Here is a 25660-nt window from a genome sequence, read left to right as displayed (position 1 = left end):
CGTCGGACCGGCCGGCCCGCTGTCACCTGCGCCGGGCCAGGGTCAGCCCGTCGGCGATCGCCAGCATCACCACGTCCACCCGGTCGTCGGCGGTGACCTGCTTGTTGAAGGCGACCATCGCCTCGTCCTCTTCGCTCTGCGGGGCCAGCACCCGACCGTGCCGCAGCACGTTGTCGATCACGATCAGCCCGCCGGGCCGCATCCGGGGCACCAGCTCACCCCAGTAGACCGGGTAGCTGATCTTGTCGGCGTCGATGAATGCCAGGTCGAGGTGGGGCTCGCCCGGCAACGCCCGCAGCGAGTCGGCCGCCGGACCGATCCGCAGGTCGATCCGGCCGTCGACCCCGGCCCGCTGCCAGTAGCGCCGGGCCACAGCGGTGAACTCCTCCGACACGTCCAGGCAGATCAACTGCCCGTCCGCCGGTAGACCACGGGCGATGGCCAGCGCGGACAGCCCGGTGAAGGTGCCGACCTCCACCGCCCGGCGAGCGTTCACCAGCCGGGTCAGCAGGGTCATCAGCGCCGCCTGCTCCGGCGCGACCTGCATCTGCGCGTTCTCCGGCAGCGCGCTGGCGGTCTCGGCGATGAGGTCACTGACGATCTCGTCCGGCGGGGTGCCGTGGGCGATGACGTACGCCTGCAGGGCGTCGGTCATCGGCAAGGTCTTGGTGGTCATGGGCAGACGGTAGTCCGACTACCGGCCGGTGTCGGGCTCGCCCCACAGATCCGTGATCCGATAGCCGACCTCGGTGACCAGCCGGCGCAGCACCGGCAGTGACAACCCCACCACCGTGCCGTGGTCCCCTTCGATCCGTTCCAGGAACGGCCCGCCCAACCCGTCGATGGTGAACGATCCGGCCACCTGCAGCGGCTCGCCGGTAGCCACGTAAGCGGCGACCTCGTCGTCGGTGACCTCGGCGAAGTGCACCACGGTCGCGGCGGCGGCGCCGGCCCACCCGCCGGTGGCCAGGCTGGTCAGCGCGTGGCCGGTGTACAACACCCCGGACCGCCCGCGCATCCGCCGCCACCGCGCGGTCGCGTCGGCGGCGTCGGCCGGCTTGCCGAGGATCTCCCCGTCGAAGTCGAGCACCGAGTCGCAGCCGAGGACCAGCAGGTCGGTGCCGTCGTCGGCGAGGTCCGGCCGGAGCCGATCGGCGACGGCGGCCATTTTGCGCCGGGCCAGCTCCAGACACAACTCGTCGGCCCGGTCCAGCGTCACCGACTCCTCGTCGACGCCGCTCACCAGCACCTGCGGGGTGATTCCGGCGGCCTGCAGCAGTTTGTGCCGGGCCGGGCTCGCCGAGGCGAGCACCAGACGCGGACGCAGGGAGGTAGCCACGGGTGGTCAGGCTACCGGCCGCAGCACCCGGTACCGATGATCAGTGGGGCAGGGCGCTGGCCCGCCAGGCGTCCGGACCGAGCCGGCCGGGGAAACCCGGCTTGGGTCGGGCGCTGCGGGCCCACTGCGACGGCGCCGGCCGATCGGCGCCACTGTCGGAAACCGGACGGGTACGGGAGACGATCACGCCCACCAGCGCCGCCAACTCCTCGGGGGTCGGGGTGCCCCGGACGACCCGCCAGGCCGGCTCCGCCTCACTCATCGGCCGAGCGTACGTGCCGGCCAGGCCGGCCGGCGACCGGCCGGCGAGTGGTGATCATTACTGGCGCGCTACCGTCGGCGTCAGGTTGCCATCCCGGTACCATATGACGCGCGGCTCACACCGGCCGCGTGCCGATCGTGTGGCACCCAAACCTTCCGGGTACGGTCATTTGGATGTCCGCTGTGCCCCCGCAACTAGTTGCAGACCGTTACCGGCTGGTCGAGCCGCTCGGTCAGGGCGGCATGGGCCGGGTCTGGAAGGCCCGCGACGAGGTGCTGCACCGGGATGTGGCGATCAAGGAGCTGGTGCCGCCACCGGGCCTCACCGACCAGGAACGCCGCGAGATGCGGGAGCGCTCGCTGCGCGAGGCGCGGGCGATTGCCCGACTCAACCACATCAACGTGGTACGCGTCTTCGACGTGCTGCGCACCGACGGCGACCCGTGGATCGTGATGGAGTACGTGCCGTCCCGGTCGCTGCAGGACGTGCTCGCCCAGAACGGCCCGGTCCCGGCGACCCGGGCTGCGGAGATCGGTCTCGGCGTGCTCGGCGCGCTCCGGTCCGCCCACCTGTCCGGGGTGATGCACCGGGATGTCAAGCCCGGCAACGTACTGCTAGGCCACGACGGCCGGGTGGTGCTCACCGACTTCGGCCTGGCCACCGTGCCGGGCGACCCCAACGTCACCCGTACCGGGCTGGTGCTGGGCTCACCGGCGTACATCGCCCCGGAGCGGGCCCGTACCGGCAGCGCCGGGCCGGAAGGCGACCTGTGGTCGCTCGGTGCGACGCTGTACGCGGCCGTCGAGGGGCAGTCGCCGTACGCCCGGCAGACCGCCATCGCGACGCTGTCCGCGCTGGCCACCGAGCCGCCGCCGCCCGCCCGCCGGGCCGGTCCACTCAAGCCGGTGCTGGCCGGGCTGCTGCGCAAGGACCCGTACACCCGGATGAAGGCCGACGAGGCGGAGCGGCTGCTGACCCGCGCCGCAGGTCGCGGTCCGCGTCGCGGTCGCTCACTGCTCGACGGGGTACGCCGACCCAGCCCGTACGGCAGCCGGGAGGTCCGCCCCGGCGAGTCCCGGTCGGGGATCGTGCCCGGTCCGCGCGGCGGGGCGCCACGCACCCCGGTCCCGTCGCCGCCGGTGTCGCCGCCGGTGGCCCCGTTGCCGACCGCGTTGCCGGTGGTACCCGGCCCGGCCAAGTACGGCTCGCCGGTCACCCGCCCGACCAACTCGGCGGACCCGACCAGGGCGGTGCCGCCGACCGGCCAACCCGCCGGCGCGACGCCCGCAGCTGCGGGCGCAGCCGAGACGAGTGTGTTGCCGACCAAATCCGGTGAGCCGCCGTCGGAAGCCACCGTGCTGCCCCAGGCAGAACGCACCCAGGTGGTGCCGGGCCGCAAGGAGACTGCGCCGGACGGTAAGACGGCCGGGCAGTCGCCGGCCGCCGAGCCGGCCAAGGCAGCAGAGCAGCCGGCGGTGACGAAGCAGCCGACGGTCGCCGAGCCCGCCGAGCGGCCACCGGTCCAGGAACAACCCGAGCCGGTGCCGGCCGCCAGCGCGTCGGACCCGCGAAACTGGTCCGCGCCGGCCCTGCTGTTCGACCGCGCCGCGCGGGCTGTCCGGTCCGTGACCGAGCTGCCGCGTACCTGGCTGATCAGCGGTGCGGCCGGTGTCGTCGTACTGGCGTTGCTGGTGACCGTCGTGCTGCTGGCCGCCGGCGACGAGGACGAGCCCGACGGACGGCTTGCCGCCGGTCCAGCCGCCTCGGCCACGCCGTCGGCCCCGGCCCCTACCTCCGGCGCGCCGAGTGCCGAACCGAGTGTCGAGCCGAGCTCGCCGGCGGCCGACACGTCGCCCGAGGTGCCGGCGGTGCCGCCGCAGAGCGATGAGTCGCCCCAGCCGTCGGACCCACAGTCGCCGTTGCCCGACGGCTGGCGGTTGCACGAGGACCAGACCGGGTTCTCGGTGCCGGTGCCGGAAGGCTGGTCGGTCAGCCGCGAACGAACCCGGGTGGAGTTTCGGGAGAACGGTCAGCTCGGCCGGCTGATCATCATCGACCAGACCGACAACCCGAAGCCGGATCCGGTTGCCGACTGGCAGAACCAGGAGCAGGCGCGGCGGGGCACCTACAACAACTACGAGCGGGTACGGATCGAGGCCGTCGACTATTTCCTCGACGCCGCCGACTGGGAGTTCCGCTACACCAGCAACCAGGGCAACCGACTGCAGGTGCGCAACCGGGGGTTCGTCACCGCACCGGACAAGGCGTACTCCATCTACTGGTCGACCACGGCCGAACGCTGGCAGCAGGACCTGGTCTACTTCGAGCTGATGGCGAGCAGGTTCCAGCCCGCCGGAAGCTGAGCCACGACTCACCCGCATGAACTTCCGATCTTCCGGGTACAACCGGAGCGCGACGGAAGGAGGGGTGCGACATGGTCAACCGTCGACGGATCGCCAAGCCGAGCGTTGCACTGTGGATGCTGGTGGCCCTGGCCGACGTGGCCCTGCTGGTCGCCAGCGTCGGTCTGATACCCGTACTGCTGGTGCTGTCCGGCGGCACAGCCGTGACGATCGCCGCTGTGGCCGCGTACCGCGTGACCGTCAGTGAGCGAGCCAGCGCCGAAGCTAGGGTCCTGCCTGCCGGCGGACGGTGGTCTGGTGGGCGCAACGAGCGGTGAGTAGGCTCGCTGGCTGTGTCGATCACCGGGCTGACAGAAATCTGGGACCGCCTCTTCGGGGCCCAGACCGACCCGCCGCCACTGCTCGTGCTCATCACCGCCGCCGTCGCGCTGGCCGCGGTGCTCACCCGGCTGCCCTGGCGGATCGGCCGCAACGCGATCACCATCGCCCACGAAGGCGGGCACGCGTTGATCGCCCTGCTCACCGGCCGCAAGCTCAAGGGGATCCGGCTGCACTCGGACACCTCCGGGCTGACCCTGTCCGCTGGCCGGCCGACCGGGCTGGGCATGATCCTCACCCTGCTGGCGGGCTACGTCGCGCCGTCGTTGGTCGGGCTGGCCGGTGCCCTGCTGCTCGGCGGCAACCGGATCACCCTGCTGCTCTGGATCGCCGTGGCGCTGCTGCTCGCCATGTTGGTGATGATCCGCAACCTCTTCGGGATCGTGTCCATCCTGGTCACCGGCGGTGTGGTCTTCGTCGTCTCGTGGTTCGCCGGCCCGGACGTGCAAGCCGCGTTCGCGTACACCGGGGTGTGGTTCCTGCTGATCGGCGGGGTGCGGCCGGTCGGTGAGCTGCAGCGGCTGCGTGCCCAGGGCCGCTCGCCGGAATCGGACGCCGACCAGCTCGCCTGGCTGACCCGGGTGCCCGGCCTGGTCTGGGTGGGATTCTTCGGCCTGATCAACCTCGCGGCGCTGTTCATCGGAGCACTGCTGCTCGCCAGCCCGTGGCTGGCCGACCTGGACCTGCCGACGCCACCGGGCGGGTGACCCGTACCGCTGCGACGGGTACCGGTCAGAGCGGGATGTTGCCGTGCTTCTTCGGCGGCAGGGTCTCCCGCTTGCCACGCAGCATCCGCAGTCCGCGCGCCACCTGCACCCGGGTCTGCGACGGTGCGATGACCGAGTCGACGTAGCCGCGCTCGGCGGCGACGTACGGGTTGGCCAGCCGCTCCTCGTACTCGGCGATCCGCTGCGCCCGCACCGCCGCCGGGTCGTCGGCGGCGGCCAACTCGGCGCGGTAGAGGATGTTCACCGCGCCCTGCGCGCCCATCACCGCGATCTGCGCGGTCGGCCAGGCGAAGTTCAGGTCCGCGCCGAGATGCTTCGACCCCATCACGTCGTACGCGCCGCCGTACGCCTTGCGGGTGATGACGGTGACCTTGGGGACGGTCGCCTCGGCGTACGCGTAGATCAGCTTCGCGCCGCGCCGGATGATGCCGTCCCACTCCTGGTCCGTGCCGGGCAGGAAACCGGGCACGTCGACGAAGGTGAGCACTGGGATGTTGAACGCGTCGCAGGTGCGGACGAACCGGGCGGCCTTCTCCGAGGCCTTGATGTCCAGGCAGCCGGCGAAGTGCATCGGCTGGTTGGCGACCACCCCGACCGGTTGGCCCTCGATGCGGCCGAAGCCGACCACGATGTTCTGCGCGTACAGCGGCTGGACCTCCAGGAACTCGCCGTCGTCCAGGACGTGTTCGACCACCCGGTGCATGTCGTACGGGTGGTTGGCCGAGTCGGGGACGATGGTGTCCAGCTCATGGTCAATCTCGGTGACGGCCGGCTCCGACTCGGTCGGCAACGTCGGCGGTTCGTCCAGGTTGTTGCTCGGCAGGTACGCCAGCAGCGCCTTGACGTAGTCGACGGCGTCTTCTTCGTCGGTTGCCAGGTAGTGGGCGTTTCCGCTGGTGGCGTTGTGGGTGCGGGCGCCACCGAGTTCCTCCATGCCGACGTCCTCGCCGGTGACCGTCTTGATCACGTCCGGGCCGGTGATGAACATGTGCGACGTCTGGTCAACCATGATGGTGAAGTCGGTGACCGCCGGGGAGTACACCGCGCCGCCCGCGCACGGCCCCATCACCAGAGAGATCTGCGGGATGACGCCGGAGGCGCGGACGTTGCGGAAGAAGATGTCGCCGTACAGCCCGAGGCTGACCACGCCCTCCTGAATGCGCGCGCCGCCGGAGTCGTTGATCCCGATCACCGGGCAGCCGATCTTCATCGCCAGGTCCATCACCTTGACGATCTTTTCGCCGAAGACCTCGCCGAGCGAGCCGCCGAAGACGGTGAAGTCCTGCGCGAAGACGCACACCTGCCGGCCGTCGACGGTGCCGTAGCCGGTCACCACCCCGTCGCCGTACGGGCGGGTGCGCTCCAACCCGAAGTTGGTCGACCGGTGCCGGGCCAGCTCGTCCAGCTCGACGAAGGAACCCTCGTCGAGCAGCATCGCGATCCGTTCCCGGGCGGTCTTCTTACCCCGGGCATGCTGTTTCTCGACCGCGCGGGCCGAGCCGGCATGCACCGCCTCGTCGACCCGGCGTTCCAGGTCCGCCAGCTTGCCGGCGGTGCTGTGGAGGTCGGTCTCGGTCCCGGACTGCTCACTCGTCACGCCCACACCGCGGATGCTATCGACGTCGCGACCGCCGGTCAGGGGCCGACGGTGTGCGGTTTCCCTCAGCACGCCGTCGTCGCCCCGGCCCCGGCCCGGCCCGATCGACCCCGGGACGACGTTTCCTGCCTGTTGTCCGATTCGTTACCACCACGTGACAGTGTTGGGAGTCGCGCTGATCGCGTCCGGTCTGACGGTGCTGCTGGTGATGCGGCGGACGCTCTGGCCGGCGCGGGCGGCCACCGTCGGCAGCCGCAGGGCCGGAAGTCTGGACGCCGCGCCGCATCGGCGCCGGCGCGGGCGGGGGCGACGTCGGGCCACCCGCACCGGGCTGTTCCGTCGCCGGGCGACGCCCAGTGGACGTCACACGGTCGGCGTGACCGTGCCGCGTCAACGTCGGGGCGGTCGACCCGCCGTCATGCTGCCGGAGCCGTCGGTGGCCGCCGTGCCGCCCGTCGTTGTGCCGCCGGCTGCTGCTGCTGACGAGGATTTTGACTGGTTCGACCGGCCTACGGACGCGTACGCACAACCCGTACGAGCGTCGGACCGGGCCGTCCCTCCTTCGGACCCGGCCGTTCCCGTGTCGGATCCGGCCGTCCTCGCGTCGGACCCGCCGGTAGCAGTGCCGGTGGTCGGTACGACCGTCACCGGGCATCCGTTCCGCGGCGTGGCACCGGTGCCGCAGTGGCGCGACCACTGGTAGCGCGACGGAGCGACACCGGCCCAACCTGAAAGACTGCTCCGCTGCGGAGGGAGGCGGCGGAGCAGCCACGATTCCGGACCCGCGTTTCAGCGAGAGGGCCTGGGTCAGGGTTGCGGCGGCCCGGATGGCTGGGTGGTGGTGAGGAAGGCGGCGGGCACGCCCGAGTCGATGAGACGACCGCGCATCCGGTCGAGCGGATCAGGTGTCCAGTCTGGATAGGCGGACAGGAACAACAACCGCTGGGCGGCGCGGCGATCGGTTCGGGCTTCGGCGATCGAGTCCTTGACCATGTTCGCCGCCACCTCGAAGTCGTCGTCGATGCGAACGCCGCCAGTCGGGATGCCGACTGCGGCGAGTCGGGCCGGCTGCGGCCGGGCGGCGAACACGACGGTGACGATGACGAGCAGCCCGCCGACGGCGCTGGAGGCGGGAAGAAGCCACGGCGGTGCCGCTGTCCAGTACGGGACGGGCGACAGCGCGTGGTGCACACCGGGGAGCGGGCCGCCGGTATGAGCGTGCGGACGTATCGCGTGCGCGAGGCTGACATACAGGGCGACGACGGGTGCCGCGAGGACGAGGACGGTGGTGGCGGACAGCGCAGCCACGGTGATCCGGTGCGCGGGGTGTGTCGAGTGGATCCGCCGCGCTACCGCCGCCGCGAGCAGCCATCCGGCGGACAGCCCGAGCGCCACGCCTGCGACCAGCAGGATGCGCAGCACTGGTGAGCCTGCGGCCCAGGCGTCCACCCCGACCGTGGTCTTGCCGCCGACGGACATGCCGGCGATCGCGACGACCAGTCCGTGATGCTCGGCGGTGAACCGGTCGTAACGGGAGGGGATGTAGTCGCTGGTCCAGGCAGCGGGGTCCGCCACGCCTGCCTGGTCGTGTACGACCTCGATCTCTGAGACCGACCAGCCGGCGGCGGCGTAGCGCTGCCGGGCCTGCGACGCGTCCCACCTGCCGTCCAAAGTCCCCGCAGTGAATACCCGGTCCGCTGTTCGTGCCGAGGTCTGCCGCAGCACGACAGAAGGAGCCTCGACGCCGCTGGCACGTCTGGTCAGGTCGACCATCGCGGTGTCGCTGGGAAGATCGGTCAGGGTGGCTGCCCCGAGCATGGATCCGGTCGCCGCGCCGAACGCCCCGAGCACCGCCGTGACCACGACCGCTGCCGCTACCGTGACGGGACGACGGTCAGGAAGCGAAAGCCACCGACGGAGGCGCCCGCCGCGTGGAGCCGAGCTGGTTCCGGCGATCGCCGAGGTGCTCACCCAGCCACTCCTGCCATCGACAGCAGTAGGTCAAGCGGGCGGCTCTCCATGCCCCATAGGGTACGGGTGCCTTCAAGCTGCGTCCATCGGATCGCAAGCAGTGGCCCGCTGTCGTACCCGCGACGGGGACCTGTCGAGCACGGGACGACCATCTTCTGCCGCTTGTTGCGCCTCTCCATCCGATCCATCCGGTCGACGAAGGGGCATGACAGTCGAGCAGGTACCAAGTGACTCTGGTGACCATCGAGACCTAAAACGTTTCAGAGTCACGCCCCGTGCTGAAAAGGTAACGATCAATGATCGGTGACGCAAGAATCGACCGTCACAAATTAGGGAGATCCCGTTGGTCTCCGCCACGACCCCAGGCGGCGGCTGGACTCCTTGTATCAGCGGCGCGATGCTCCTTCCCGGAGCATGCCTGGTTCTGTGGCAGACGCGGTGCGCTGCCAGGTGCCGCCGTAGGGTGGGCGGATGGCCGGCTCACCGTACACCGATCTGGACCGTCCGCCGTTGGACGAGCGTGGGCTGCGTCGCGCGCTGGTCGTCCCCGACGGCCTGTGGACCGACGTGCAGGTCCGGGCGCAGACCGGCTCCACCAACGCGGACGTGCTCGCCGCCGCGCGAGCCGGTGCCGCCGAGGGGCTGGTGATCACGGCGGAGCAGCAGTACGCCGGGCGCGGGCGGCTCGGCCGCGGCTGGACCTCGCCGCCGCGGGCCGGCCTCGCCGTCAGCGTGCTGCTGCAGCCGGCGGCGGCTCGGCCGGCCCGGTCGTGGCCGGCGGTGCCGGGGTCCCGGTACGGCTGGTTGCCGCTGCTGGCCGGCGTCGCGCTGGCGGAGGCGGTCACCCGGCTGGCCGAGTTGCCAGCCACGCTGAAGTGGCCCAACGATCTGTTGATCGACGAGGCGAAGTGCGCCGGGATCCTTGCCGAGGCGGCCCCGGACGGGGTGGCCGGCCCGGCCGTGGTGCTGGGCATCGGGCTCAACGTGACGTTGCGCGCTGACGAGCTACCGCCGCCCGGCAGCGGTCTGCGGGCCACTTCGTTGCAGCTGGCCGGAGCGGCGGCGACGGACCGGGACCCGTTGCTGCGGGCGGTGCTGCGCGGGGTGGCCGGCTGGTACGGGCGGTGGCGGGCCGCCGGCGGTGATCCGGTCGCGTCCGGTCTGCGGGCGGCGTACCTGCGGCACTGCGTGACGGTGGGCCGGCAGGTGCGGGTCTCGTTGCCGTCCGGAGCGGCGCACACCGGGCTGGTCGACACGGTCGACGAGGGCGGTCGCCTGGTGGTCCGTACGGCCGGCGGCGATCTGCCGGTCGCAGCCGGGGACGTGACGCATGTGCGGTCCGGCGACGCGCCGGGAAACGGTACGCCCGGTTGACCGTACGGGTGGCGGTCAACCGCTACGGTCACCCCGGCGGCCGGTGTACGGACCGCCGGCCGGGTCCCCTGCCCGGCCCGGGCTAGGAGGTTGCCGTGGCATTTCCCGAAGACATGCTCACCGCGGACGAGCATGTCGTGTTGCACCTGCACCCGCACTGGAAGGCGCTGGTCCGGCCGGTGGCGGTGACGGTGCTGGCGGTCGCCGCCGTGGTGGCCGGGTTCCTGCTGCTGCCGGAGAGCACCGCAGCCACCGTCGTGTGGTACGTGATTCTCGCGCTTGCGCTGGTCGCGGTGCTCTGGTTCGCCGTCCGGCCGTTCGCGGTCTGGCGTAGTACGCACTACGTGTTCACCAACGAGCGGGTGGTGCTGCAGCACGGGGTGTTCTCCCGGGAGCGCCGGGACATCCCGTTGAACCGGGTCAACGACCACTCCATGACGCAGCGGTTCAGCGAGCGGCTGCTCGGCTGCGGGACGTTGACCATCGAGTCGGCCGGTGAACGCGGGCAGACCGTGCTGCCCGACCTGCCGGGGGTCAGTCAGGTGCAGACGCAGCTCTACGAGCTGGTCGAGGCGCACCACGATCTGCACAGCCTGGGCGACGGCGAGCTGCGGGAAATTCTCGACGAGGCACGCACCGGGCCGGACCAGGCAGCCCCGACGCGACCGGACAACGCCTCGCCCGGCCGCTGACCGGGCGACGGCTGGCCAGCACTACCGAGCCGGCCTGGCCCGCTGGCCAGCCGGGTCAGGTCGTCGGCCCGGCGCCGCGTAGCGCGAACCAGCCACGGAACCGGGTTCGCAGCACCTCGCGCTCCGGCCGGTCGTAGGTGTCGAGCCGGGTCAACGACCCCAGCAGGGTGACCGTGCCCAGGCCGGGCCGGGCGTCGGACAGCTTCCTGGTGAGCACGTCCAGCCTCCCGGCGAGCCGGTCACCGGCGTACACCGGAGCCAGCCAGCGCAGCTCCTCCAGGCCGGGGGAGGTGTCGGCGGCGGCCCGGGACAGCACCGCGTCCACGTACGCCCGCATGAACAGGCTGACGGTGAAGAATCCGCTGGCGATCACGGTGCCGTACGGGCTGGCCTGGGCGAGGTCCGGCTCGACATGGTACCACTGCGGGTCGAAGCGTTCGGCGAAGCTGACCATTTCGACGCCGTCCACGGTGGTGATGCCGAGGTCGAAGGAACCGCCCGGGGCGAGGTCCTCGAAGAACAGGTCGGCGTCAGCACCGGTGCCGGAGCGCACGGTCGTCGGTCAACGCCTGGCCGGGCGGGTCGCCGCGGCGATCTTCGCGTCCAGTTCGGCGGTGATCTTCGCGTCGATCTCGGCGGCGAGTTCGGCGTCGAGCGGGTCGGCCAGGGGTGCCGGGCTGTCCGGGGCCTGCATCGACTGGCCGGCCGGCGGTTGTCCGTTCCGTTGAATCTGCTGCGGGACCCGGTCGCCCGCCGCCGGTTCGGTTTCGGCCACGGTCTCGGTGGTCGGGTGGGCGGCGGGTGCCGGGCGGAAGACGAACGTGCGGTACGCCCAGAAGCGGAAGATGGTGCCGAGCACCAGTCCGATGATCTTGACGATGTTCAGGGCCAGCAGCCCGCTGATGCCGAAGCCGTACTTGGCCAGCCCCAGCACCCCGACCTCGATCGCCAGGCCGGTGAGGTTGAACAGGAAGAAGAGCACGTACTCCCGCCGGATGGCCGACTTCGGCCGGTCCCGGTAGGTCCAGTGGCGGTTCATGAAGTACGAGCTGGTGGTCGCCACCAGCGCGGCGACGACAGTCGCCTTCAGCTGACCGTCGGCGAGCACGGTCAGTGCCAGAGCGTTGAACACCGCGAAGTTGACCGCGGTGTTGATGCCACCGACGGTGCCGAACTTCAGCGCCTCGCGGATGAACCTCTGCCAGCGCTCGGGCAGAAGGCGAAGTATTCGCATCAGATCACCATACGGCAGGTCGACGGGCCGTTCGGGTTGACTGGCGGGTAGGCGGCACCGGGTGGGGCTAGTCACGGTCGCTGGCGGCGGCCGCCACCACGGCGGGTGCCGCGACGGTGAACACGAACCTGCGGTAGGCCCAGAACCGGAACAGGGTGCCGACCGCCACGCCGACGATGTTGGCCGCGATGTTGTCGGCGAGCAGTGTCCGGAACACCCCCGGCCAGATGCTGCCCAGCCCGTAGTGACTGATCCCCAGGCAGGCCAGGCCGATGCCCAGTCCCACGGCGTTGAAGAAGAAGTAGAGGCCGTACTCGCGGGCCAGCCCGGACCTGACCGAGTGCCGCCAGGTCCAGAAGCGGTTGCCCACGAAGGCCACCGAGGCAGCGATCACCGTCGACAGCGTCTTCGCGCTGAGCGGGCCCATCCCGAGCACGCCTGAAGCGATGTTGAACAGGGTGATGTCGACGATGAAGGCGATCCCGCCGACCACTCCGAACTTGCCGATCTCGCGGACCAGCAGACCGAACCGGTCCCGGAGCCGGCGAATCAACCCCGGACTGGAGGCGGGCGCGGTCGGCTCGCCGGCGGCGTGGACGGGCACGTGGTCGAGCGTAGCGGGTTCCCGCCCGCCGAGGTGTCGGCACCGCCCGAGTTTCCGGCCGCGCCACGTGTTCGCCACTCGAGACGCGAACACGATTAGTAACTGAGGTTGGGGTTGGTCGAGTGCCGGAAGATCTTGCGTACAACTGCGCGTGAGAGCGAGAAACAGCTCGTCAGATTGCATGGGGCGACAACTTGTGCACTTCTTCACAAGCTCCTCGGCTGCCCTGAACGATCAATCGGTTTACCCTGAGTCCAACTCCCGGACTTGTATCCCGGCGGGTGGGCCCGACCATCCGCCGGTGCCGTGCACTCCAGGAACGAGGTCAGCGCCGACCACGAGGAGATCGCCATGACTGCAACGGCCACCGCGTCCGTACCGTCGAACGTCCCCGGCCCCGCCCCGACCAGCCACGCCCGCCTGCTCGACTGGGTCCGGCAGATCGCCAACCTCACCACACCGGACCGGGTCGTCTGGGCCGACGGTTCGCTCGCCGAATGGCACCGGCTCACCGACGAACTCGTCGACTCCGGCACCCTGGTCCGGCTGGACGCCGAACGCCGTCCCAACTCGTTCTGGGCCCGCACCGACCCGACCGACGTGGCCCGGGTCGAGGAACGTACCTTCATCTGCTCCCCGGAGGAAGCCGACGCCGGCCCGACCAACAACTGGGTGGATCCCGCCGAGATGAAGCGGGTGATGACCGAGCTGTACCGGGGGTGCATGCGTGGCCGGACCATGTACGTGGTCCCGTTCTGCATGGGCCCGTTGGACGCCCCGGAGCCGATGTTCGGGGTGGAGATCACCGACAGCGCGTACGTCGTCGCCTCGATGCGGATCATGACCCGGATGGGCGCCGAGGTGCTCGCCGCGATGGGCGACGACGCCGCGTTCGTGCCGGCCCTGCACTCGGTCGGCGCACCGCTGGAGCCGGGGCAGGCAGACGTGCCGTGGCCGGCCAACGAGACCAAGTACATCTCGCACTTCCCGCAGACCCGGGAAATCTGGTCGTACGGATCCGGCTACGGCGGCAACTCGCTGCTCGGCAAGAAGTGCTACGCGCTGCGGATCGCCAGCGTGATGGCCCGCGACGAGGGCTGGCTGGCCGAGCACATGCTGATCCTCAAGCTGACCGCGCCGGACGGGCGGGTCCGCTACGTCGCCGGCGCGTTCCCGTCCGCCTGCGGCAAGACCAATTTGGCCATGCTGGAGCCGACCATCCCCGGTTGGAAGGTCGAGACCATCGGCGACGACATCGCCTGGATGCGGTTCGGCGACGACGGCCGGCTGTACGCGGTCAACCCCGAGTACGGGCTCTTCGGCGTCGCTCCCGGCACCGACTGGCGGACCAACGCCAACGCGATGCGGACCCTAGACCGGGGCAACTCCATCTTCACCAACGTCGCGCTGACCGACGACCGCGACGTGTGGTGGGAGGGGATGGGCGAGCCACCGGCGCACCTGACCGACTGGCGGGGCGAGGACTGGAACCCCGACCGGGGCACCGACGCCGCCCACCCGAACAGCCGGTTCTGCACCCCGATCACCCAGTGCCCGATCCTGGCCGACGAGTACCACGACCCGCGCGGCGTACCGATCGACGCGATCCTGTTCGGCGGCCGACGCCGTACCACGGTGCCGCTGGTCACCGAGGCACGCGACTGGGTGCACGGCGTCTACCTGGGCGCCACCCTCTCCTCGGAGACGACCGCTGCGGCGGCCGGCAAGGTCGGGGTGGTCCGGCGGGATCCGATGGCGATGCTGCCGTTCATCGGCTACCACGCCGGGGACTACTTCCGGCACTGGATCGAGATGGGCAAGGGCACTGACGGCGACGCCGCCAAGCTGCCCCGGATCTTCTACGTCAACTGGTTCCGCCGCGACGACGACGGCCGGTTCCTCTGGCCCGGCTTCGGGGAGAACTCCCGGGTGCTCAAATGGATCGTCGAGCGGCTGGACGGCACCGGCACGGCGGTGGAGACCCCGATCGGCAACGTACCGACCGTCGACGCGCTCGACCTGTCCGGCCTGGACGTCGACCCGGCCGACGTGGCCGCCGCGCTCGCCGTCGACCCGGCGCAGTGGCGCGCGGAGCTGCCGCAGATCACCGAATGGTTCGAGCGGTTCGGCGACAAACTGCCCGGGGTGCTCTGGGCGGAGCTGGACGCGCTGCGGGCCCGGTTGGACGCCGCCGACTGACCGTTGGATAGCCTGCGCCGGTGGCGGCAGTCGATCCCGGTGCGGGCCGCGCCGGACCGGTCCGTCCGGCCGTGCCCCGCCTGCCGACGTCGGTGTGGCGGTCCGCTCCGGCGTACCGCCGCTGCCCCGGGGTGGTCGGGTTCGCCCTGCTCGCCGGGCTCTGCCTGGCCGTGGTGTGGCTGCTGTACCGGTCCCCGACGGTCGGTGCGCCGCTGACCCGACACCCGGCCCGGCTGGTCCGCGACGGCGCGCCGCTGGTGGTGGCGGTGGCGCTGGTCTTCTACGGTGTGTGGCGGGCCGGTCGCGTCGAGTGCGGCCGGGAGGCGGGCAGTGCTGAGCCCGGCCCGGGGGACCGTCGGTGCCGAGCGTGGCCGGACGGCGGCCGGCACTGAACCGGCCTGACGGGAGGTCCAGGTGGACGGTACGTCGGTCGTCGACGTCGCGGTGGTCGGTGCCGGGCCGGCCGGTGCCGCCGCCGCGATCGCCGCCCGCCGGGCCGGTGCCCGGGTCCTGCTGCTGGACCGGGCCGACTTTCCCCGCGACAAGCCGTGCGGCGACGGCATTGCACCGCACGCCCTCGACGTGCTGGCCGGGCTGGACGTGCCCGACCCGGTCGACGGGTTCACCCCGGTCGGCCGGCTCCGGCTGGTCGCCCCGCACGGCGGGCAGGTCGCCGCCGAGCTGGTCCGTCCGGCGTACACGGTGCCCCGGGCCGTCTTCGACGCCCGGCTGGTCGCCGCCGCGGTCGCCGTCGGCGCGCGGCTGCGGCGGCACACCGTACGGCGGGTCACGGTCCGCGACGACCTGGTGCTGCTCGACGGCGAGATCGCGGCGCGGGCGGTGGTCGGCGCGGACGGCGCGGGATCGGTGGTACGCCGGGCGTTGGGCCACGGCGCCAACCCGGACGGACATCTGGCCCTGGCGATTCGCGGCTACGCGTCGGTCGGGGCCGTCACCAGACCCGGCGAACAGCGGATCGTCACCACAGCGGCCGGTTGGCCGGCGTACGCCTGGGCTTTCCCGATCGGTGACGGGCGGGCGAACATCGGGTACGGGGAGGTGCTGGGCGGCCGACCGTTGACCCGGGCCCGACTACTGGACCGGCTGTGCGCGCTGCTGCCCGGCACCGACCTGACGCAGGTCACCGATCTGCGGGCGCATCATCTACCGCTGTCCACCCGGCGGCCGCCGGTGGGTGCGGGTCGGCTGGTGCTGGCTGGCGACGCGCTGTCGCTGATCAACCCGTTCACCGGCGAGGGCATCTTCTACGCGGTGCTGTCCGGTGCGCTGGCCGGTGCGGCGGCGGCCGGTACGCCGACGCTCGCCGCCCGCCGCTACCGGCAGGCGCTGCGCCGACGCCTCGGCGGGCACCTGCGGCACAGCGCCGTCGGCGCCTGGCTGGCCCGGCGGCCGACGACGGTGGACGCCGCCGTCGCGGCGGCGGCGCGGGACCGGCGCGTCTTCGACACCATCGTCGAACTCGGTCTCGGCGACGGCCGGCTGGACGCGGTCACGGTGCGCCGGCTCGCCGCACAACTGACGATCCGCCGGGCGGCCGATACCGCGCGGCGGCGCACCGGTCGCTAGTCTGCTTGTGATGACTCTGCGGGAGCTGCTCTACTCGGTCTATGAGCGACGGCTCATGGCGAGACTGGCGGGCAAGCCGGTGCCCGGCCACGTGGGCGTGATGTGCGACGGTAACCGCCGGTGGGCCCGGGAGATGGGGTTCGTGGATCCCAACGACGGGCACCGGGTCGGCGCAGCAAAGATCAAACATCTGTTGAACTGGTGTGACCAGGCCGGTATCGGTCACGTCACGCTGTACCTGCTGGCCACCGACAACCTGCGTCGGCCGGCCCGCGAGCTGGATCCGCTGCTGAGCATCATCGAGGATCTGGTCACCGAGCTGGCCGAGGAGGGCAACCCCTGGCGGCTGCGCATCGTTGGTGCGCTGGACCTGCTGCCGGGTTCCACCGCTACCGCGTTGAAGGCTGCGCAGGAGCGTACCCAGACCCGGTCCGAGGGCGCGCAGGTGAACATCGCGGTGGGCTACGGTGGTCGCCGGGAGATCGCCGACGCGGTCCGCTCGCTGCTGCAGGAGCACGCCAAGTCCGGCGGCACCCTGGAGGAGCTGGCCGAGGTGCTCGACGTCGACCACATCGCCGAGCACCTCTACACCCGCGGTCAGCCGGACCCGGACCTGGTCATCCGGACCAGCGGCGAGCAGCGGCTCTCCGGCTTCCTGCTGTGGCAGTCGGCGCACTCGGAGTTCTACTTCTGCGACGTCAACTGGCCCGACTTCCGTCGGGTGGACTTCCTGCGGGCGTTGCGGTCGTACGCGAACCGGCAACGCCGGTACGGCGCCTGACGGCCGCCCCCCGGGGCCGTCCCTACCGGGTGGCGTCAGTCCAGGGCGTGCACGGCGGAGGTCAGGAAGTCGCCGAGCGCTTCCGGCGAGTCGATGGTGAGGTCGGCGGCCGCTGACACATCGTGCCCGGTTTCGGCGTTGGCCACCGCCACGCAGACGCCGAAGAAGTCAGGGTTGGCGCTGGCGTGTGCCCGGAGCGCGGCGAACGCCTTGATGTCGGAGACGTCGTCACCGAAGTACCAGGCGCAGCCGGCGGTGCCGACCGCGTCGCCGATGACCATGCCTTTGTCCCGGTCGACCGGCGGCTTGATCTCGATGACCATCCGCCCGCTCTGCACCCGCAGGCCGAGCTGTTCGGCCTGGGCCTGCCCCCACGATTCGACGGTCCCGGCGAGCTCGGGCGCGGTCCGGTAGTGCAGCGCGACGGACAGCCGTTTGTACTCGACCAGTGCGCCGGCGGGTAGCTCGGCGCGGGCCCGGTCGGCCAGCTCTTGCATCGCCGGGACCCAGGGCAGTGCGGCCGGCTCGGTGACCGTCGGTCCGGATCCGTGGCTGTGCTCCAGCCCGTACAGCCCGTACAGGTCGACCTCGCTGATCGTGGCGAACTGGGCCCGGAGGAAGTCGACCGGTCGGGCCGACACGATCGCTATCCGCTGCACCACCCCGGCGAGTGACTCGATCGCCGCCAGCACCTTGGGTGCGGGCTGCACCGACGTGGGATCGTCACCGACCGGAGCGAGGGTGCCGTCGAAGTCGAAGAACAGCACGCACCGGTCGGCGCGATCGATGGTTGCTCGCCATGCCTGCTCCGCGGTCAGCGGACGGGCCAAGCGCTGGTTTCCTACCTCGAACGGCCGCACGGGCGTCAGCGTACCTGCTGCCGCCGCAGGTGCCAGACCTCCCGGCGGATGAACATTCGGGGACGTCGGCGCTGGCGACTACGGTCCGCGAACCACCCGGCGGGTCAGTCGTCACCGCCGCTCATCAGCCGCCGACCGTGCATCCGCGGTGGAAATTGCACGACTGCCGCGTCGTGTTGCTGTCCCTGCCGGAGTAAATAGCCCTCGACGAAGCCGGAGTTGCGGTCTGCGACGTGTGAGTCGACTTCATTGAGCCGGGCGACGAGAAATTCGGTGAGCGCGGTCAGCCGTCCCTGCTGTCGGTCGTTGAGGTGCGCGATGACCGCCACCAGCGTGGCGACGGACGCGCAGGCGATGACGAACAGGTTCACCACCGCTGGCACCTCGCCGCTACTCAGGACGGCGACCACGATATTCGTGGTGCCGTAAAGCGTGATCGCGACGGCCGCGATCACGACTGCCGACCATTTGAGGGTCATCGGGTATCGACCCTCCCTCCTGTCCCGCAGGGCTGTGTCCGGGCTGTGTCCGGCCTTGTCCCGTCCCCCGTGGATGACGAGCCCAAGCAGTACGGAGAGGAACGCTATCGTGACTCAGCGTGCAAGTGGGGCAGAATCGGGCCGCTTGATCGGCTTTCTTTCGCCATCTGAGAACTACCCTGCCCGCTTGGGTCCTTTGCGAGGTTCGACGGGCAGTGGGGGTCGGTAGGCGAGATAGCGAATCGTCTCCCTGATGTGAAATTTCTCCGCATCTGAAACGTTTGGGTCGACCAGCCGGCGGAGCAGTGCCTCCACGTCCGGGTCCATCGGCGGCGCCGAGGGTGCGGGTCGGGCGCTGGTGGCGCGGTCCCAGCCGAGTACGCCGAACGCGATCGTCGGGCTGATCCCCAGTCCCTCGCAGAACGAGACCACCCGCTCGGCCTCCGGATCACTGGACCACTCGCCGCGTACCCACCGGTTGATGGTCTGGCGGGACACGCCGGTGCGCCGGGAGACCTCCGAGCCGGTCCAGGCGCGGGTCGCGCGCGCGTCGGCGAGCGCCTTGCGTACGAAGGCGGCGAAGGCGATCTTCCGCGCGGCGGAGCTGTCCGGCACCGGCCGACGGTACGGCGAATCGCCGCTTTTCCTGGGGGCAGGGAGCCTTCTGTACTGCGTTTGTGACAGAGCTTTGTGAATCTCTGTCGGGAAATCTTCCCTTGTCACGAGGGGTGCCACGGGTGCAGTCTAAGGACCAAGTGGGGTGGTGCTAATCACCCGAAAAGACGATGCTGTCACTTGCGCGTGACGCTTTACTCTACGTCACGTGCTTGAGACGCTTACTGAGTGGAGTTGTCGCTTACGCGTGACGGAGACGATGCGGTGACCGAACTCGCGACCCGGGCCCAGGCATTCGGCCTGGTCGCGGACGCCGTCGCCAGCGGCTTGACCGCGCCGTGGCGGCTGTACCTGGCCCGGGGGTGTCGTCACCTGTCGCTCAACGTGGGGGACCGGTCCGAGTGGAACGCGTGGCGGGCACACCTCGGCTGTCCGGAGTTGAGTGTGCGGGTCTACGACGCCGGAGGGGAGATCCGGCGGGCCTCGGTGGCCGAGGTGGTGCTGGGCGGTTGCCGGATCAGCGTCGAACTGGTCGAAGAGGTGAGGACCGACGACATCGATCGGCTGCTCACCGACGGCCCGACGTCGTTCGAGTCGGAGGAGACATGATCCCAGAGATCGGGGCGACCGGATGAGCCCGTTCTTCGCGGTCTTCCTGGTGTTGCTGCTGGCCTCGGCCAGTTACGCCGCCGGCCGGCTGCACGGCCAGCTCAGCTACCGGATCGGCTACCGGTTCGGCTACCGGCAGGGGTACTTCGACGGTGACCGCGGGGCGTGGACCCGGCGGCGCCGGGAGACCGGGGCCGCGATCGCGTCGGTGCTGCCGGAACCAGCCCGTCCGGAGACCCGTCCAGTGGCCGCCGGAGTCGACCTGGCGGTCCGTCCGGGCACCACCTACACCGGCGCGGCCTTCGTCGGCGGGCCTGGCCCCGGTCAGCCTGACCTTGGTGGGCCTGGCCCCGGTGTGCCTGACCTTGGTCGGCCTGACCTCGGTGGGACCGGTGGCCGGCACTCGACGGAACTGCTGGCCGGCCGACATCCCTGACCGGCCGCAGCCGCGGCCGCGGCCATCCGGCCGCAGCGATGAGCTTTCCCGAGTGCGGTGTCGTGTTGAGGCGGACGCGACACCGCCTGGGAACCCCGGCGTCACCGCGCCGGAGTTCCTCCCGGCCGGGATGCGTGCAGGGGGTGCGCATCCCGGCCGGCCGCCTGCTCGGTTCGGATGTGTCCGTCGCGTGACCGGTGTGTCGGACCTGGGTACGGGTCGCCATTCGCCCCGCTCACCTCCGGTGTGGGCCGAAGATCGGCTCAGACGCCTAGCCGAGGTCGGGATCCGGCGGCTAGCGTCTAGTCATGGTCCGGGGTCGTCTCGGGCCAGCCGGACGGTCCGGACCTGCAGTCGCACGGGTTCCGCATCCGACCCGTGCCTTCGGGCCCCGGTGGAGCCGGATCGCGGGCGGATCGGGTGCACGCCCGACGGAGCAGGCCTGTGACGAGTCGACGTACCACCCCCGGGGCCGATCAGAGCCCGACCGCCGCCGCTGTCCCGTCCAGCCGTAGCCGGACCCGCCGAGCCCCGGACGCCGCCGCGTCCGAGTCGGCCGACCGGTCCGCCGGCCAAGTCCAACCGGAGCCGCCAGTCACCATCCGCGCGTACGTCCTGGACACCTCGGTCCTGCTGTCCGACCCGGGGGCGTTCCACCGGTTCGCCGAGCACGAGGTGGTGATCCCGCTGGTGGTGATCTCCGAGCTGGAAGGCAAGCGGCACCATCCGGAGCTTGGCTGGTTCGCCCGGCGGTCGCTGCGCATGCTGGACGAACTCCGGGTCCGCCACGGCCGGTTGGACCAGCCGGTGCCAGCCAACGAGTCGGGCGGCACATTGCGGGTCGAGCTCAACCACGCCGACACCGACGTACTGCCGCCGGGGTTCCGCAACGAGTCCAACGACACCCGGATCCTGTCGGTCGCGCTCAGCATGGGCGCGGAGGGCCGGGACGTGGTGCTGGTCAGCAAGGACATGCCGCTGCGGGTCAAGGCCGCCTCGGTCGGTCTGGTCGCCGACGAGTACCGGCACGGCCAGGCCAGCGACCCGACCTGGACCGGAATGGCCGAGCTGGAGTCCACCGACGAGCAGGTCAAGCAGTTGTACGCGGGCGAGGCCGTCGACCTCGACAGCGCCGCCGGACTGCCCTGTCACACCGGTCTGGTGCTGCACGGCACCGGGGGCGCCGCACTCGGCCGGGTGCTGGCCGACAAGACGGTACGGCTGGTACGCGGCGACCGGGAGGCGTTCGGGCTGCGTGGTCGCTCCGCCGAGCAGCGGATCGCGTTGGACCTGCTGCTCGACGAGTCGATCGGGATCGTCTCGCTGGGCGGTCGGGCCGGCACCGGCAAGTCGGCGCTGGCGCTGTGCGCCGGGCTGGAAGCGGTGATGGAACGGCGCCGGCACAAGAAGGTCGTCGTCTTCCGTCCGCTGTACGCCGTCGGCGGTCAGGAGCTCGGTTACCTGCCCGGGTCCGAGTCGGAGAAGATGTCGCCGTGGGCCCAGGCGGTCTTCGACACCCTCGGCGCGGTGGTGCACGAGAACGTGATGGAGGAGGTGCTCGCCCGCGGCATGCTGGAAGTGCTGCCGTTGACCCACATCCGGGGTCGTAGCCTGCACGACGCCTTCGTGATCGTGGACGAGGCCCAGTCGTTGGAACGCAATGTCCTGCTGACCGTGCTGTCCCGGATCGGACAGGGCTCCCGGGTGGTGCTCACCCACGACGTCGCGCAGCGGGACAACCTGCGGGTGGGCCGGCACGACGGGGTGACCGCGGTGATCGAGGCGCTGAAGGGGCATCCGCTGTTCGCCCATGTGACGCTGACCCGTTCGGAGCGTTCTCCCATCGCCGAAATGGTTACTGATCTGTTGGAGGACATCCCACGTTGACCTCGCCCGGTGCGGGTCTATGCCCCACTTTAGGGTGAAAATTGGCGTGACCAGTATCACATTCAAAGTCCCGCGTTTCCCAACGGCCTCACCGTGAGCGATGGTGGTCGACGAGCGCGCGCACCGGCGGCGACCGATATCCGGGTCGTCGGTGGTGGTGCGTCAGCCGACCACCATCGCGGCCGGCCGACGCGCGACCAACCGGTCGGGCGCTCACGGCGTGCCCGGACCAGCCGCACCGCCGCACCCGCACGTGACGGTCGCGCCGCACCTGGCGGCGGCCGCCGCGAGCCGGCCGTTCAGTCGGCCGGCACGCGGGCGCGAGCGGTGCCGACCAGCCCGGCCCGCCGTGTCCTTGCCCCCGACGAAGGGACCACTTCGTGAGTCGGCTGTGGAGCCGGTTCGGTGTCCGGGCACTCGCCGTCGGCCTGCTCGTGACAGGCGTCGCCGGCGGGTTCTACCTGGAAAGCGACCGGGAGACCCAGCAACGCATCAGCGACGCCCGCCTGGCCGCCGAGGCCGAGCAGGTCGAGCTCGAACTGCTGCGCCAGCGCCGGGCCGAACACCAGCGGATGACGGTGCAACGCCGTACCGCCGAACGGGAAGCCACGGAGAAGGCTCTCGCCACGGCCAAGGCCGAGGCGGCCAAGGCCAAGCGGGCAGAGCAGGTGACCCAGCAGAAGCAGCAGGAGGCGGCGGCCCGGCCGCCGGCGGCGACGGTGCCCTTCACCGGCGAGATTCCGGAGTCCTGCGACGAGTTCAGCGGCAACCGGGCGATCGGCTGCGCCCTCACCCTGGAGAAGGGATGGGGTCTCGACCAGTTCGCCTGCCTGAACAAGCTGTGGAACAAGGAGAGCGGCTGGAACCACAAGGCCTACAACGCGGCCTCCGGCGCCACCGGTATTCCCCAGGCGCTACCGGGCAGCAAGATGGCCTCGGCCGGTGCCGACTGGCAGACCAACCCGGCGACCCAGATCAAGTGGGGCCTCGGGTACATCAGCGGCCGTTACGGCACCCCGTGCGGCGCGTGGCAGCAGTCACAGAACGCCGGCTGGTACTGATCCGGTCCGGACTGTCGGCAGCACCTGTCGCACTCGTCACCGGCGGCGGTACGGACCTGATCGTCCGTACCGCCGCCAATGTTTTTGTGCGGTTTCGCCAGCTGTCGGCTGGCGTCGGTTGCGCGGACCTGATAGCTACTAGGAGATGGCGTACATGGGGACCTCCGGTGGTGACCCGAACCGCTTCGGCACCGAGGCCTTCTACGCCTCGCTGGGCCGGGCGTTCGTCGCAATGTGCGCGGTCGTCCCGGTGCTGTTCGTCATCGAGGCGTTCGACGTCTGGCTGAGCGCCGGCTTTGATCTGGCCGCCGGCATCATCCCCCGGCGCATCGACGGGCTGGACGGGGTGTTCTTCGCCCCGTTCCTGCACCACGGCTTCGACCACCTCTACAGCAACAGCGTTCCGTTGATCCTGCTGGGCACCTTCGTCCTGGCCGCCGGGGTCCGCCGGTTCCTCTACTCCACCCTGGTGATCATCCTGGTCAGCGGGCTCGGCGTGTGGTTCACCGGCGCGCCGAACACCGTCGTGGTCGGCGCCAGCGGTGTCGTCTTCGGCTACCTCGGTCTGGTGCTGATGCGCGGCATCGTCGAGCGCACCTGGTGGAACCTCGGCGTCGTCCTGCTGGTCGGCCTGCTCTACGGCTGGCAGCTGGTCGGCATCCTGCCGACCGACGCGTTGATCTCCTGGCAGGGCCATCTCTTCGGATTCGTCGGCGGGGTGCTCGCCGCGATCCTGTTCCGCCGCCGGCGCGACTACGACCCGTACGATCCGGACCCGCTCACCATGCCCTGACCGCGCCCTGGGTCAGAGACCGAGCTCGGCGATCGGCCGTCCGTCGAAGTCGACCGCCGAGTAGAGCGCCAGCTTCTCAAGCCGGTGATGCGAGTCGATCACCCGGATCGTGCCGCTCTTGGAGCGCATCACAATCGACTGGGTGTACGCCCCACCGGAGCGGTACCGCACCCCGTGCAACAGGTCTCCTGAGGTGACGCCGGTGGCGACGAAGAAGCAGTTGTCGCCGGTCACCAGGTCGTCGGTGCGCAGCACCCGGCCCAGATCGTGCCCGGCCGCGACGGCCTTGTCCCGCTCCGCGTCGTCGCGTGGCCAGAGCTTGGCCTGCATCGCGCCGCCCATGCATTTCAACGCGCAGGCGGCGATGATCCCCTCCGGGGTTCCGCCGATGCCCATCAGCACGTCGACGTCGGACTCCTCGCGGGCCGCCGAGATCGCACTGGCGATGTCACCGTCGGACAGGAACCGGATCCGGGCACCCGCGTCGCGGATCTCCTGCACCAGTTCGGTGTGGCGGGGCCGGTCGAGGATGCTCACCGTCACGTCGGAGACGCTAGACTTCTTGACCCGGGCGATCCGCTGCAGGTTCTCCCGCACCCCGGCCTCGATGTCGATGACGTCGGCGCAGTCCGGGCCGACGGCCAGCTTCTCCATGTAGAAGACCGCGCTGGGGTCGAACATGGCGCCCCGCTCCGCCACCGCCAGCACCGCGAGGGCGTTCGGCATGCCCTTGCTCATCAGGGTGGTGCCGTCGATCGGGTCGACGGCGACGTCGACCTCCGGCCCGGAGCCGTCACCGACCCGTTCACCGTTGAACAGCATCGGGGCGTTGTCCTTCTCGCCCTCGCCGATCACGACGACGCCACGCATCTGGATCGAGTTGATCAGTTTGCGCATCGCGTCGACCGCGGCGCCGTCGCCGCCTTCCTTGTCTCCCCGACCCACCCACCGGCCGGCGGCCATCGCCGCGGCTTCGGTCACCCGGACCAGGTCCAGGGCCAGGTTACGGTCGAGATTCTGCGGGCTGCGGGTGCCGGTTCCAGTCATCGGTGCTCCTCCTCGCGACGGTGCGGGGCGCATCCCGGAGCACAGCGTCGCCGGCTCCGGTCCTGAGTGAATCCTGGCACGTCACGACGGTGCCAGGTAGTCGCGGGGTGGTCGCGGAGTGACCCGGCCGCAGGCCGGTCCGCGTATCGGTCCGCGCCGAGGAGCTGGGAGGATGGGCGGATGGAGACGACCGGGCCGGCGAGGCCGGCGCGCGACCGGGCCGAACGCACCCCGAGGGACATCACCCAGTCGCTGCTCGTCCTGCTGGTACCGATCCTGCTGGTGTTCGGGTTCTACCGGGTCTTCCTCGGCGCCGACGACCCGGTGGCGGTGGATCCCGGGCCGGCGTACGAGCAGGCCGGTGCGGCGGGCGAGTTCCCCGTGCGCGCGCCGGACGGTCTCGGACCGGACTGGGTCACGGTGAGTGCGGTCTTCCGGCCGGTGTCGGCGGCGGACGGTCCGACGCTGCGGCTGGGCTACGTCACCCCGGCCGGCGCCGCCGTCCAGGTGGTGCAGAGTTCACGGCCGGCACCGGAGCTGCTGGTGGCAGAGCTGACCGCGACCGCGCAGCCGCAGGGTGGTGTGGCGATCGGGGCGACAACCTGGCAGCGGTACGCGGCCCGGCCCGGCGAACGCGCGCTGGTGTGGCTGGCGCCGGAGCACAGTGTGCTGGTGGTCGGCACGGCCGACTCCGAAGAGTTGCGGCTGATGGCCGGGGCGCTCACCCCTCGCTGATCCGTCGGCGGGTCCGGCCCGTCCAGGGC

28 protein-coding genes are annotated in these 25660 nt (G+C 71.0%); 16 read left to right on the top strand and 12 right to left on the bottom strand.

Annotated elements, in window-relative coordinates; genetic code table 11:
- Positions 1 to 22 precede the first annotated feature (22 nt).
- The 3 genes from ACFHWS_RS16805 to ACFHWS_RS16795 are packed head-to-tail and all read right to left on the bottom strand — an operon-like array spanning position 23 to position 1601.
- Entirely contained in the window at positions 23 to 676 is a 654-nt protein-coding gene (locus tag ACFHWS_RS16805; RefSeq protein WP_416552163.1) for an O-methyltransferase, read from the bottom strand.
- Between the two features lie 18 nt (positions 677 to 694).
- Complete coding sequence (locus tag ACFHWS_RS16800) at positions 695 to 1339, bottom strand: Maf family protein (protein WP_416552164.1); 645 nt, start codon at positions 1337 to 1339, stop codon at positions 695 to 697.
- A gap of 40 nt (positions 1340 to 1379) precedes the next feature.
- Positions 1380 to 1601 carry an acyl-CoA carboxylase subunit epsilon gene (locus ACFHWS_RS16795; protein ID WP_416552165.1) on the bottom strand — a complete coding sequence of 74 codons (222 nt, stop codon included), beginning with the start codon at positions 1599 to 1601 and terminating at the stop codon, positions 1380 to 1382.
- 173 nt (positions 1602 to 1774) lie between these two features.
- Between ACFHWS_RS16795 and ACFHWS_RS16790 the strand changes: the two genes are divergently transcribed.
- The 3 genes from ACFHWS_RS16790 to ACFHWS_RS16780 all read left to right on the top strand — a co-directional run bounded on the left by ACFHWS_RS16790 (position 1775) and on the right by ACFHWS_RS16780 (position 5049).
- Positions 1775 to 3964 (top strand): protein kinase domain-containing protein, encoded by a 2190-nt coding sequence (locus ACFHWS_RS16790; protein WP_416552166.1) that lies wholly within the window; start codon positions 1775 to 1777, stop codon positions 3962 to 3964.
- A gap of 71 nt (positions 3965 to 4035) precedes the next feature.
- Positions 4036 to 4281 carry a hypothetical protein gene (locus ACFHWS_RS16785; protein WP_416552167.1) on the top strand — a complete coding sequence of 82 codons (246 nt, stop codon included), beginning with the start codon at positions 4036 to 4038 and terminating at the stop codon, positions 4279 to 4281.
- 15 nt (positions 4282 to 4296) lie between these two features.
- The gene (locus ACFHWS_RS16780; protein ID WP_416552168.1) at positions 4297 to 5049 is read left to right on the top strand and encodes a M50 family metallopeptidase; all 753 of its coding nucleotides are present in this window, start codon (positions 4297 to 4299) and stop codon (positions 5047 to 5049) included.
- A 25-nt stretch (positions 5050 to 5074) separates the two neighbouring features.
- On the opposite strand, the gene ACFHWS_RS16775 is transcribed toward ACFHWS_RS16780, so the two are convergent.
- On the bottom strand, positions 5075 to 6667 hold the full coding sequence (locus ACFHWS_RS16775) for an acyl-CoA carboxylase subunit beta (RefSeq protein ID WP_416552365.1): 1593 nt from the start codon (positions 6665 to 6667) through the stop codon (positions 5075 to 5077).
- A gap of 154 nt (positions 6668 to 6821) precedes the next feature.
- Here ACFHWS_RS16775 and ACFHWS_RS16770 point away from each other — a divergent pair, with 154 nt between their 5' ends.
- Positions 6822 to 7370, top strand: a complete 549-nt coding sequence (locus ACFHWS_RS16770) for a hypothetical protein (protein WP_416552169.1) — start codon at positions 6822 to 6824, stop codon at positions 7368 to 7370.
- Positions 7371 to 7474: 104 nt separating this feature from the next.
- Here ACFHWS_RS16770 and ACFHWS_RS16765 read toward each other — a convergent pair whose 3' ends face one another.
- Positions 7475 to 8530 carry a hypothetical protein gene (locus tag ACFHWS_RS16765; RefSeq protein WP_416568513.1) on the bottom strand — a complete coding sequence of 352 codons (1056 nt, stop codon included), beginning with the start codon at positions 8528 to 8530 and terminating at the stop codon, positions 7475 to 7477.
- A gap of 579 nt (positions 8531 to 9109) precedes the next feature.
- On the opposite strand from ACFHWS_RS16765, the gene ACFHWS_RS16760 reads away from it, so the two are divergent.
- Both ACFHWS_RS16760 and ACFHWS_RS16755 read left to right on the top strand, forming a co-directional pair.
- Positions 9110 to 10012 carry a biotin--[acetyl-CoA-carboxylase] ligase gene (locus tag ACFHWS_RS16760; protein WP_416568512.1) on the top strand — a complete coding sequence of 301 codons (903 nt, stop codon included), beginning with the start codon at positions 9110 to 9112 and terminating at the stop codon, positions 10010 to 10012.
- 95 nt (positions 10013 to 10107) lie between these two features.
- Positions 10108 to 10704, top strand: a complete 597-nt coding sequence (locus ACFHWS_RS16755) for a PH domain-containing protein (protein WP_282233953.1) — start codon at positions 10108 to 10110, stop codon at positions 10702 to 10704.
- Between the two features lie 55 nt (positions 10705 to 10759).
- On the opposite strand, the gene ACFHWS_RS16750 is transcribed toward ACFHWS_RS16755, so the two are convergent.
- The 3 genes from ACFHWS_RS16750 to ACFHWS_RS16740 all read right to left on the bottom strand — a co-directional run bounded on the left by ACFHWS_RS16750 (position 10760) and on the right by ACFHWS_RS16740 (position 12542).
- A complete protein-coding gene (locus ACFHWS_RS16750) occupies positions 10760 to 11257 on the bottom strand; it encodes a MaoC/PaaZ C-terminal domain-containing protein (RefSeq protein WP_278167091.1) in 498 nt (165 codons plus the stop codon).
- A 9-nt stretch (positions 11258 to 11266) separates the two neighbouring features.
- A complete protein-coding gene (locus tag ACFHWS_RS16745) occupies positions 11267 to 11938 on the bottom strand; it encodes a GtrA family protein (protein WP_416568511.1) in 672 nt (223 codons plus the stop codon).
- A gap of 67 nt (positions 11939 to 12005) precedes the next feature.
- Positions 12006 to 12542, bottom strand: a complete 537-nt coding sequence (locus tag ACFHWS_RS16740) for a GtrA family protein (RefSeq protein WP_416552173.1) — start codon at positions 12540 to 12542, stop codon at positions 12006 to 12008.
- A gap of 351 nt (positions 12543 to 12893) precedes the next feature.
- Here ACFHWS_RS16740 and ACFHWS_RS16735 point away from each other — a divergent pair, with 351 nt between their 5' ends.
- From ACFHWS_RS16735 to ACFHWS_RS16720, 4 genes are read left to right on the top strand one after another with little or no spacing between them, the layout of a single operon-like run.
- Positions 12894 to 14741 (top strand): phosphoenolpyruvate carboxykinase (GTP), encoded by a 1848-nt coding sequence (locus tag ACFHWS_RS16735; RefSeq protein ID WP_416552174.1) that lies wholly within the window; start codon positions 12894 to 12896, stop codon positions 14739 to 14741.
- 20 nt (positions 14742 to 14761) lie between these two features.
- Positions 14762 to 15133, top strand: a complete 372-nt coding sequence (locus ACFHWS_RS16730; protein WP_416552175.1) for a hypothetical protein — start codon at positions 14762 to 14764, stop codon at positions 15131 to 15133.
- A 22-nt stretch (positions 15134 to 15155) separates the two neighbouring features.
- The gene (locus ACFHWS_RS16725; protein WP_416552176.1) at positions 15156 to 16328 is read left to right on the top strand and encodes a geranylgeranyl reductase family protein; all 1173 of its coding nucleotides are present in this window, start codon (positions 15156 to 15158) and stop codon (positions 16326 to 16328) included.
- Between the two features lie 10 nt (positions 16329 to 16338).
- Positions 16339 to 17109, top strand: coding sequence for an isoprenyl transferase (locus ACFHWS_RS16720; protein WP_416552177.1), 771 nt, complete (start codon positions 16339 to 16341; stop codon positions 17107 to 17109).
- Positions 17110 to 17144: 35 nt separating this feature from the next.
- Here the strand turns inward: ACFHWS_RS16720 and otsB are convergent, their stop codons facing one another.
- The 3 genes from otsB to ACFHWS_RS16705 form a co-directional block, all read right to left on the bottom strand.
- Positions 17145 to 17969, bottom strand: a complete 825-nt coding sequence (gene otsB / locus ACFHWS_RS16715; protein ID WP_416552178.1) for a trehalose-phosphatase — start codon at positions 17967 to 17969, stop codon at positions 17145 to 17147.
- Between the two features lie 104 nt (positions 17970 to 18073).
- Positions 18074 to 18448, bottom strand: coding sequence for a hypothetical protein (locus tag ACFHWS_RS16710; protein ID WP_278167102.1), 375 nt, complete (start codon positions 18446 to 18448; stop codon positions 18074 to 18076).
- Between the two features lie 174 nt (positions 18449 to 18622).
- The gene (locus ACFHWS_RS16705; RefSeq protein ID WP_282233960.1) at positions 18623 to 19063 is read right to left on the bottom strand and encodes an XRE family transcriptional regulator; all 441 of its coding nucleotides are present in this window, start codon (positions 19061 to 19063) and stop codon (positions 18623 to 18625) included.
- Between the two features lie 264 nt (positions 19064 to 19327).
- On the opposite strand from ACFHWS_RS16705, the gene ACFHWS_RS16700 reads away from it, so the two are divergent.
- The 5 genes from ACFHWS_RS16700 to ACFHWS_RS16680 all read left to right on the top strand — a co-directional run bounded on the left by ACFHWS_RS16700 (position 19328) and on the right by ACFHWS_RS16680 (position 23849).
- On the top strand, positions 19328 to 19672 hold the full coding sequence (locus ACFHWS_RS16700) for a hypothetical protein (RefSeq protein ID WP_416552179.1): 345 nt from the start codon (positions 19328 to 19330) through the stop codon (positions 19670 to 19672).
- A gap of 22 nt (positions 19673 to 19694) precedes the next feature.
- Positions 19695 to 20108, top strand: a complete 414-nt coding sequence (locus ACFHWS_RS16695) for a hypothetical protein (protein ID WP_416552180.1) — start codon at positions 19695 to 19697, stop codon at positions 20106 to 20108.
- A gap of 444 nt (positions 20109 to 20552) precedes the next feature.
- Entirely contained in the window at positions 20553 to 21995 is a 1443-nt protein-coding gene (locus ACFHWS_RS16690; protein ID WP_416552181.1) for a PhoH family protein, read from the top strand.
- Positions 21996 to 22375: 380 nt separating this feature from the next.
- Positions 22376 to 23056, top strand: coding sequence for a lytic transglycosylase domain-containing protein (locus tag ACFHWS_RS16685; protein ID WP_282233963.1), 681 nt, complete (start codon positions 22376 to 22378; stop codon positions 23054 to 23056).
- Positions 23057 to 23210: 154 nt separating this feature from the next.
- Positions 23211 to 23849 (top strand): rhomboid family intramembrane serine protease, encoded by a 639-nt coding sequence (locus tag ACFHWS_RS16680; RefSeq protein WP_370461577.1) that lies wholly within the window; start codon positions 23211 to 23213, stop codon positions 23847 to 23849.
- Between the two features lie 12 nt (positions 23850 to 23861).
- Here ACFHWS_RS16680 and glpX read toward each other — a convergent pair whose 3' ends face one another.
- Positions 23862 to 24896, bottom strand: a complete 1035-nt coding sequence (gene glpX, locus ACFHWS_RS16675; protein WP_282233965.1) for a class II fructose-bisphosphatase — start codon at positions 24894 to 24896, stop codon at positions 23862 to 23864.
- Between the two features lie 180 nt (positions 24897 to 25076).
- On the opposite strand from glpX, the gene ACFHWS_RS16670 reads away from it, so the two are divergent.
- On the top strand, positions 25077 to 25631 hold the full coding sequence (locus ACFHWS_RS16670; protein WP_416568510.1) for a DUF4245 domain-containing protein: 555 nt from the start codon (positions 25077 to 25079) through the stop codon (positions 25629 to 25631).
- The last annotated feature ends 29 nt before the right edge of the window (positions 25632 to 25660 follow it).

Origin of the sequence: Micromonospora sp. LOL_013, assembly GCF_048060315.1 — a bacterium.
Classification (GTDB): domain Bacteria; phylum Actinomycetota; class Actinomycetes; order Mycobacteriales; family Micromonosporaceae; genus Micromonospora_E.
The sequence above is the reverse complement of the archived record's forward strand: the minus strand, read 5'-3'. Positions and strand labels throughout refer to the sequence as shown.

Excerpts from the sequence above, each read along its gene's own strand:
- ACFHWS_RS16805 (WP_416552163.1), bottom strand. The coding sequence starts at position 676 with ATGACCACCAAGACCTTGCCGATGACCGACGCCCTGCAGGCGTACGTC.
- ACFHWS_RS16795 (WP_416552165.1), bottom strand. The coding sequence starts at position 1,601 with ATGAGTGAGGCGGAGCCGGCCTGGCGGGTCGTCCGGGGCACCCCGACC.
- ACFHWS_RS16790 (WP_416552166.1), top strand. The coding sequence starts at position 1,775 with ATGTCCGCTGTGCCCCCGCAACTAGTTGCAGACCGTTACCGGCTGGTC.
- ACFHWS_RS16785 (WP_416552167.1), top strand. The coding sequence starts at position 4,036 with ATGGTCAACCGTCGACGGATCGCCAAGCCGAGCGTTGCACTGTGGATG.
- ACFHWS_RS16760 (WP_416568512.1), top strand. The coding sequence starts at position 9,110 with ATGGCCGGCTCACCGTACACCGATCTGGACCGTCCGCCGTTGGACGAG.
- ACFHWS_RS16745 (WP_416568511.1), bottom strand. The coding sequence starts at position 11,938 with ATGCGAATACTTCGCCTTCTGCCCGAGCGCTGGCAGAGGTTCATCCGC.
- ACFHWS_RS16735 (WP_416552174.1), top strand. The coding sequence starts at position 12,894 with ATGACTGCAACGGCCACCGCGTCCGTACCGTCGAACGTCCCCGGCCCC.
- ACFHWS_RS16720 (WP_416552177.1), top strand. The coding sequence starts at position 16,339 with ATGACTCTGCGGGAGCTGCTCTACTCGGTCTATGAGCGACGGCTCATG.
- ACFHWS_RS16710 (WP_278167102.1), bottom strand. The coding sequence starts at position 18,448 with ATGACCCTCAAATGGTCGGCAGTCGTGATCGCGGCCGTCGCGATCACG.
- ACFHWS_RS16695 (WP_416552180.1), top strand. The coding sequence starts at position 19,695 with ATGAGCCCGTTCTTCGCGGTCTTCCTGGTGTTGCTGCTGGCCTCGGCC.
- ACFHWS_RS16680 (WP_370461577.1), top strand. The coding sequence starts at position 23,211 with ATGGGGACCTCCGGTGGTGACCCGAACCGCTTCGGCACCGAGGCCTTC.
- glpX (WP_282233965.1), bottom strand. The coding sequence starts at position 24,896 with ATGACTGGAACCGGCACCCGCAGCCCGCAGAATCTCGACCGTAACCTG.
- ACFHWS_RS16670 (WP_416568510.1), top strand. The coding sequence starts at position 25,077 with ATGGAGACGACCGGGCCGGCGAGGCCGGCGCGCGACCGGGCCGAACGC.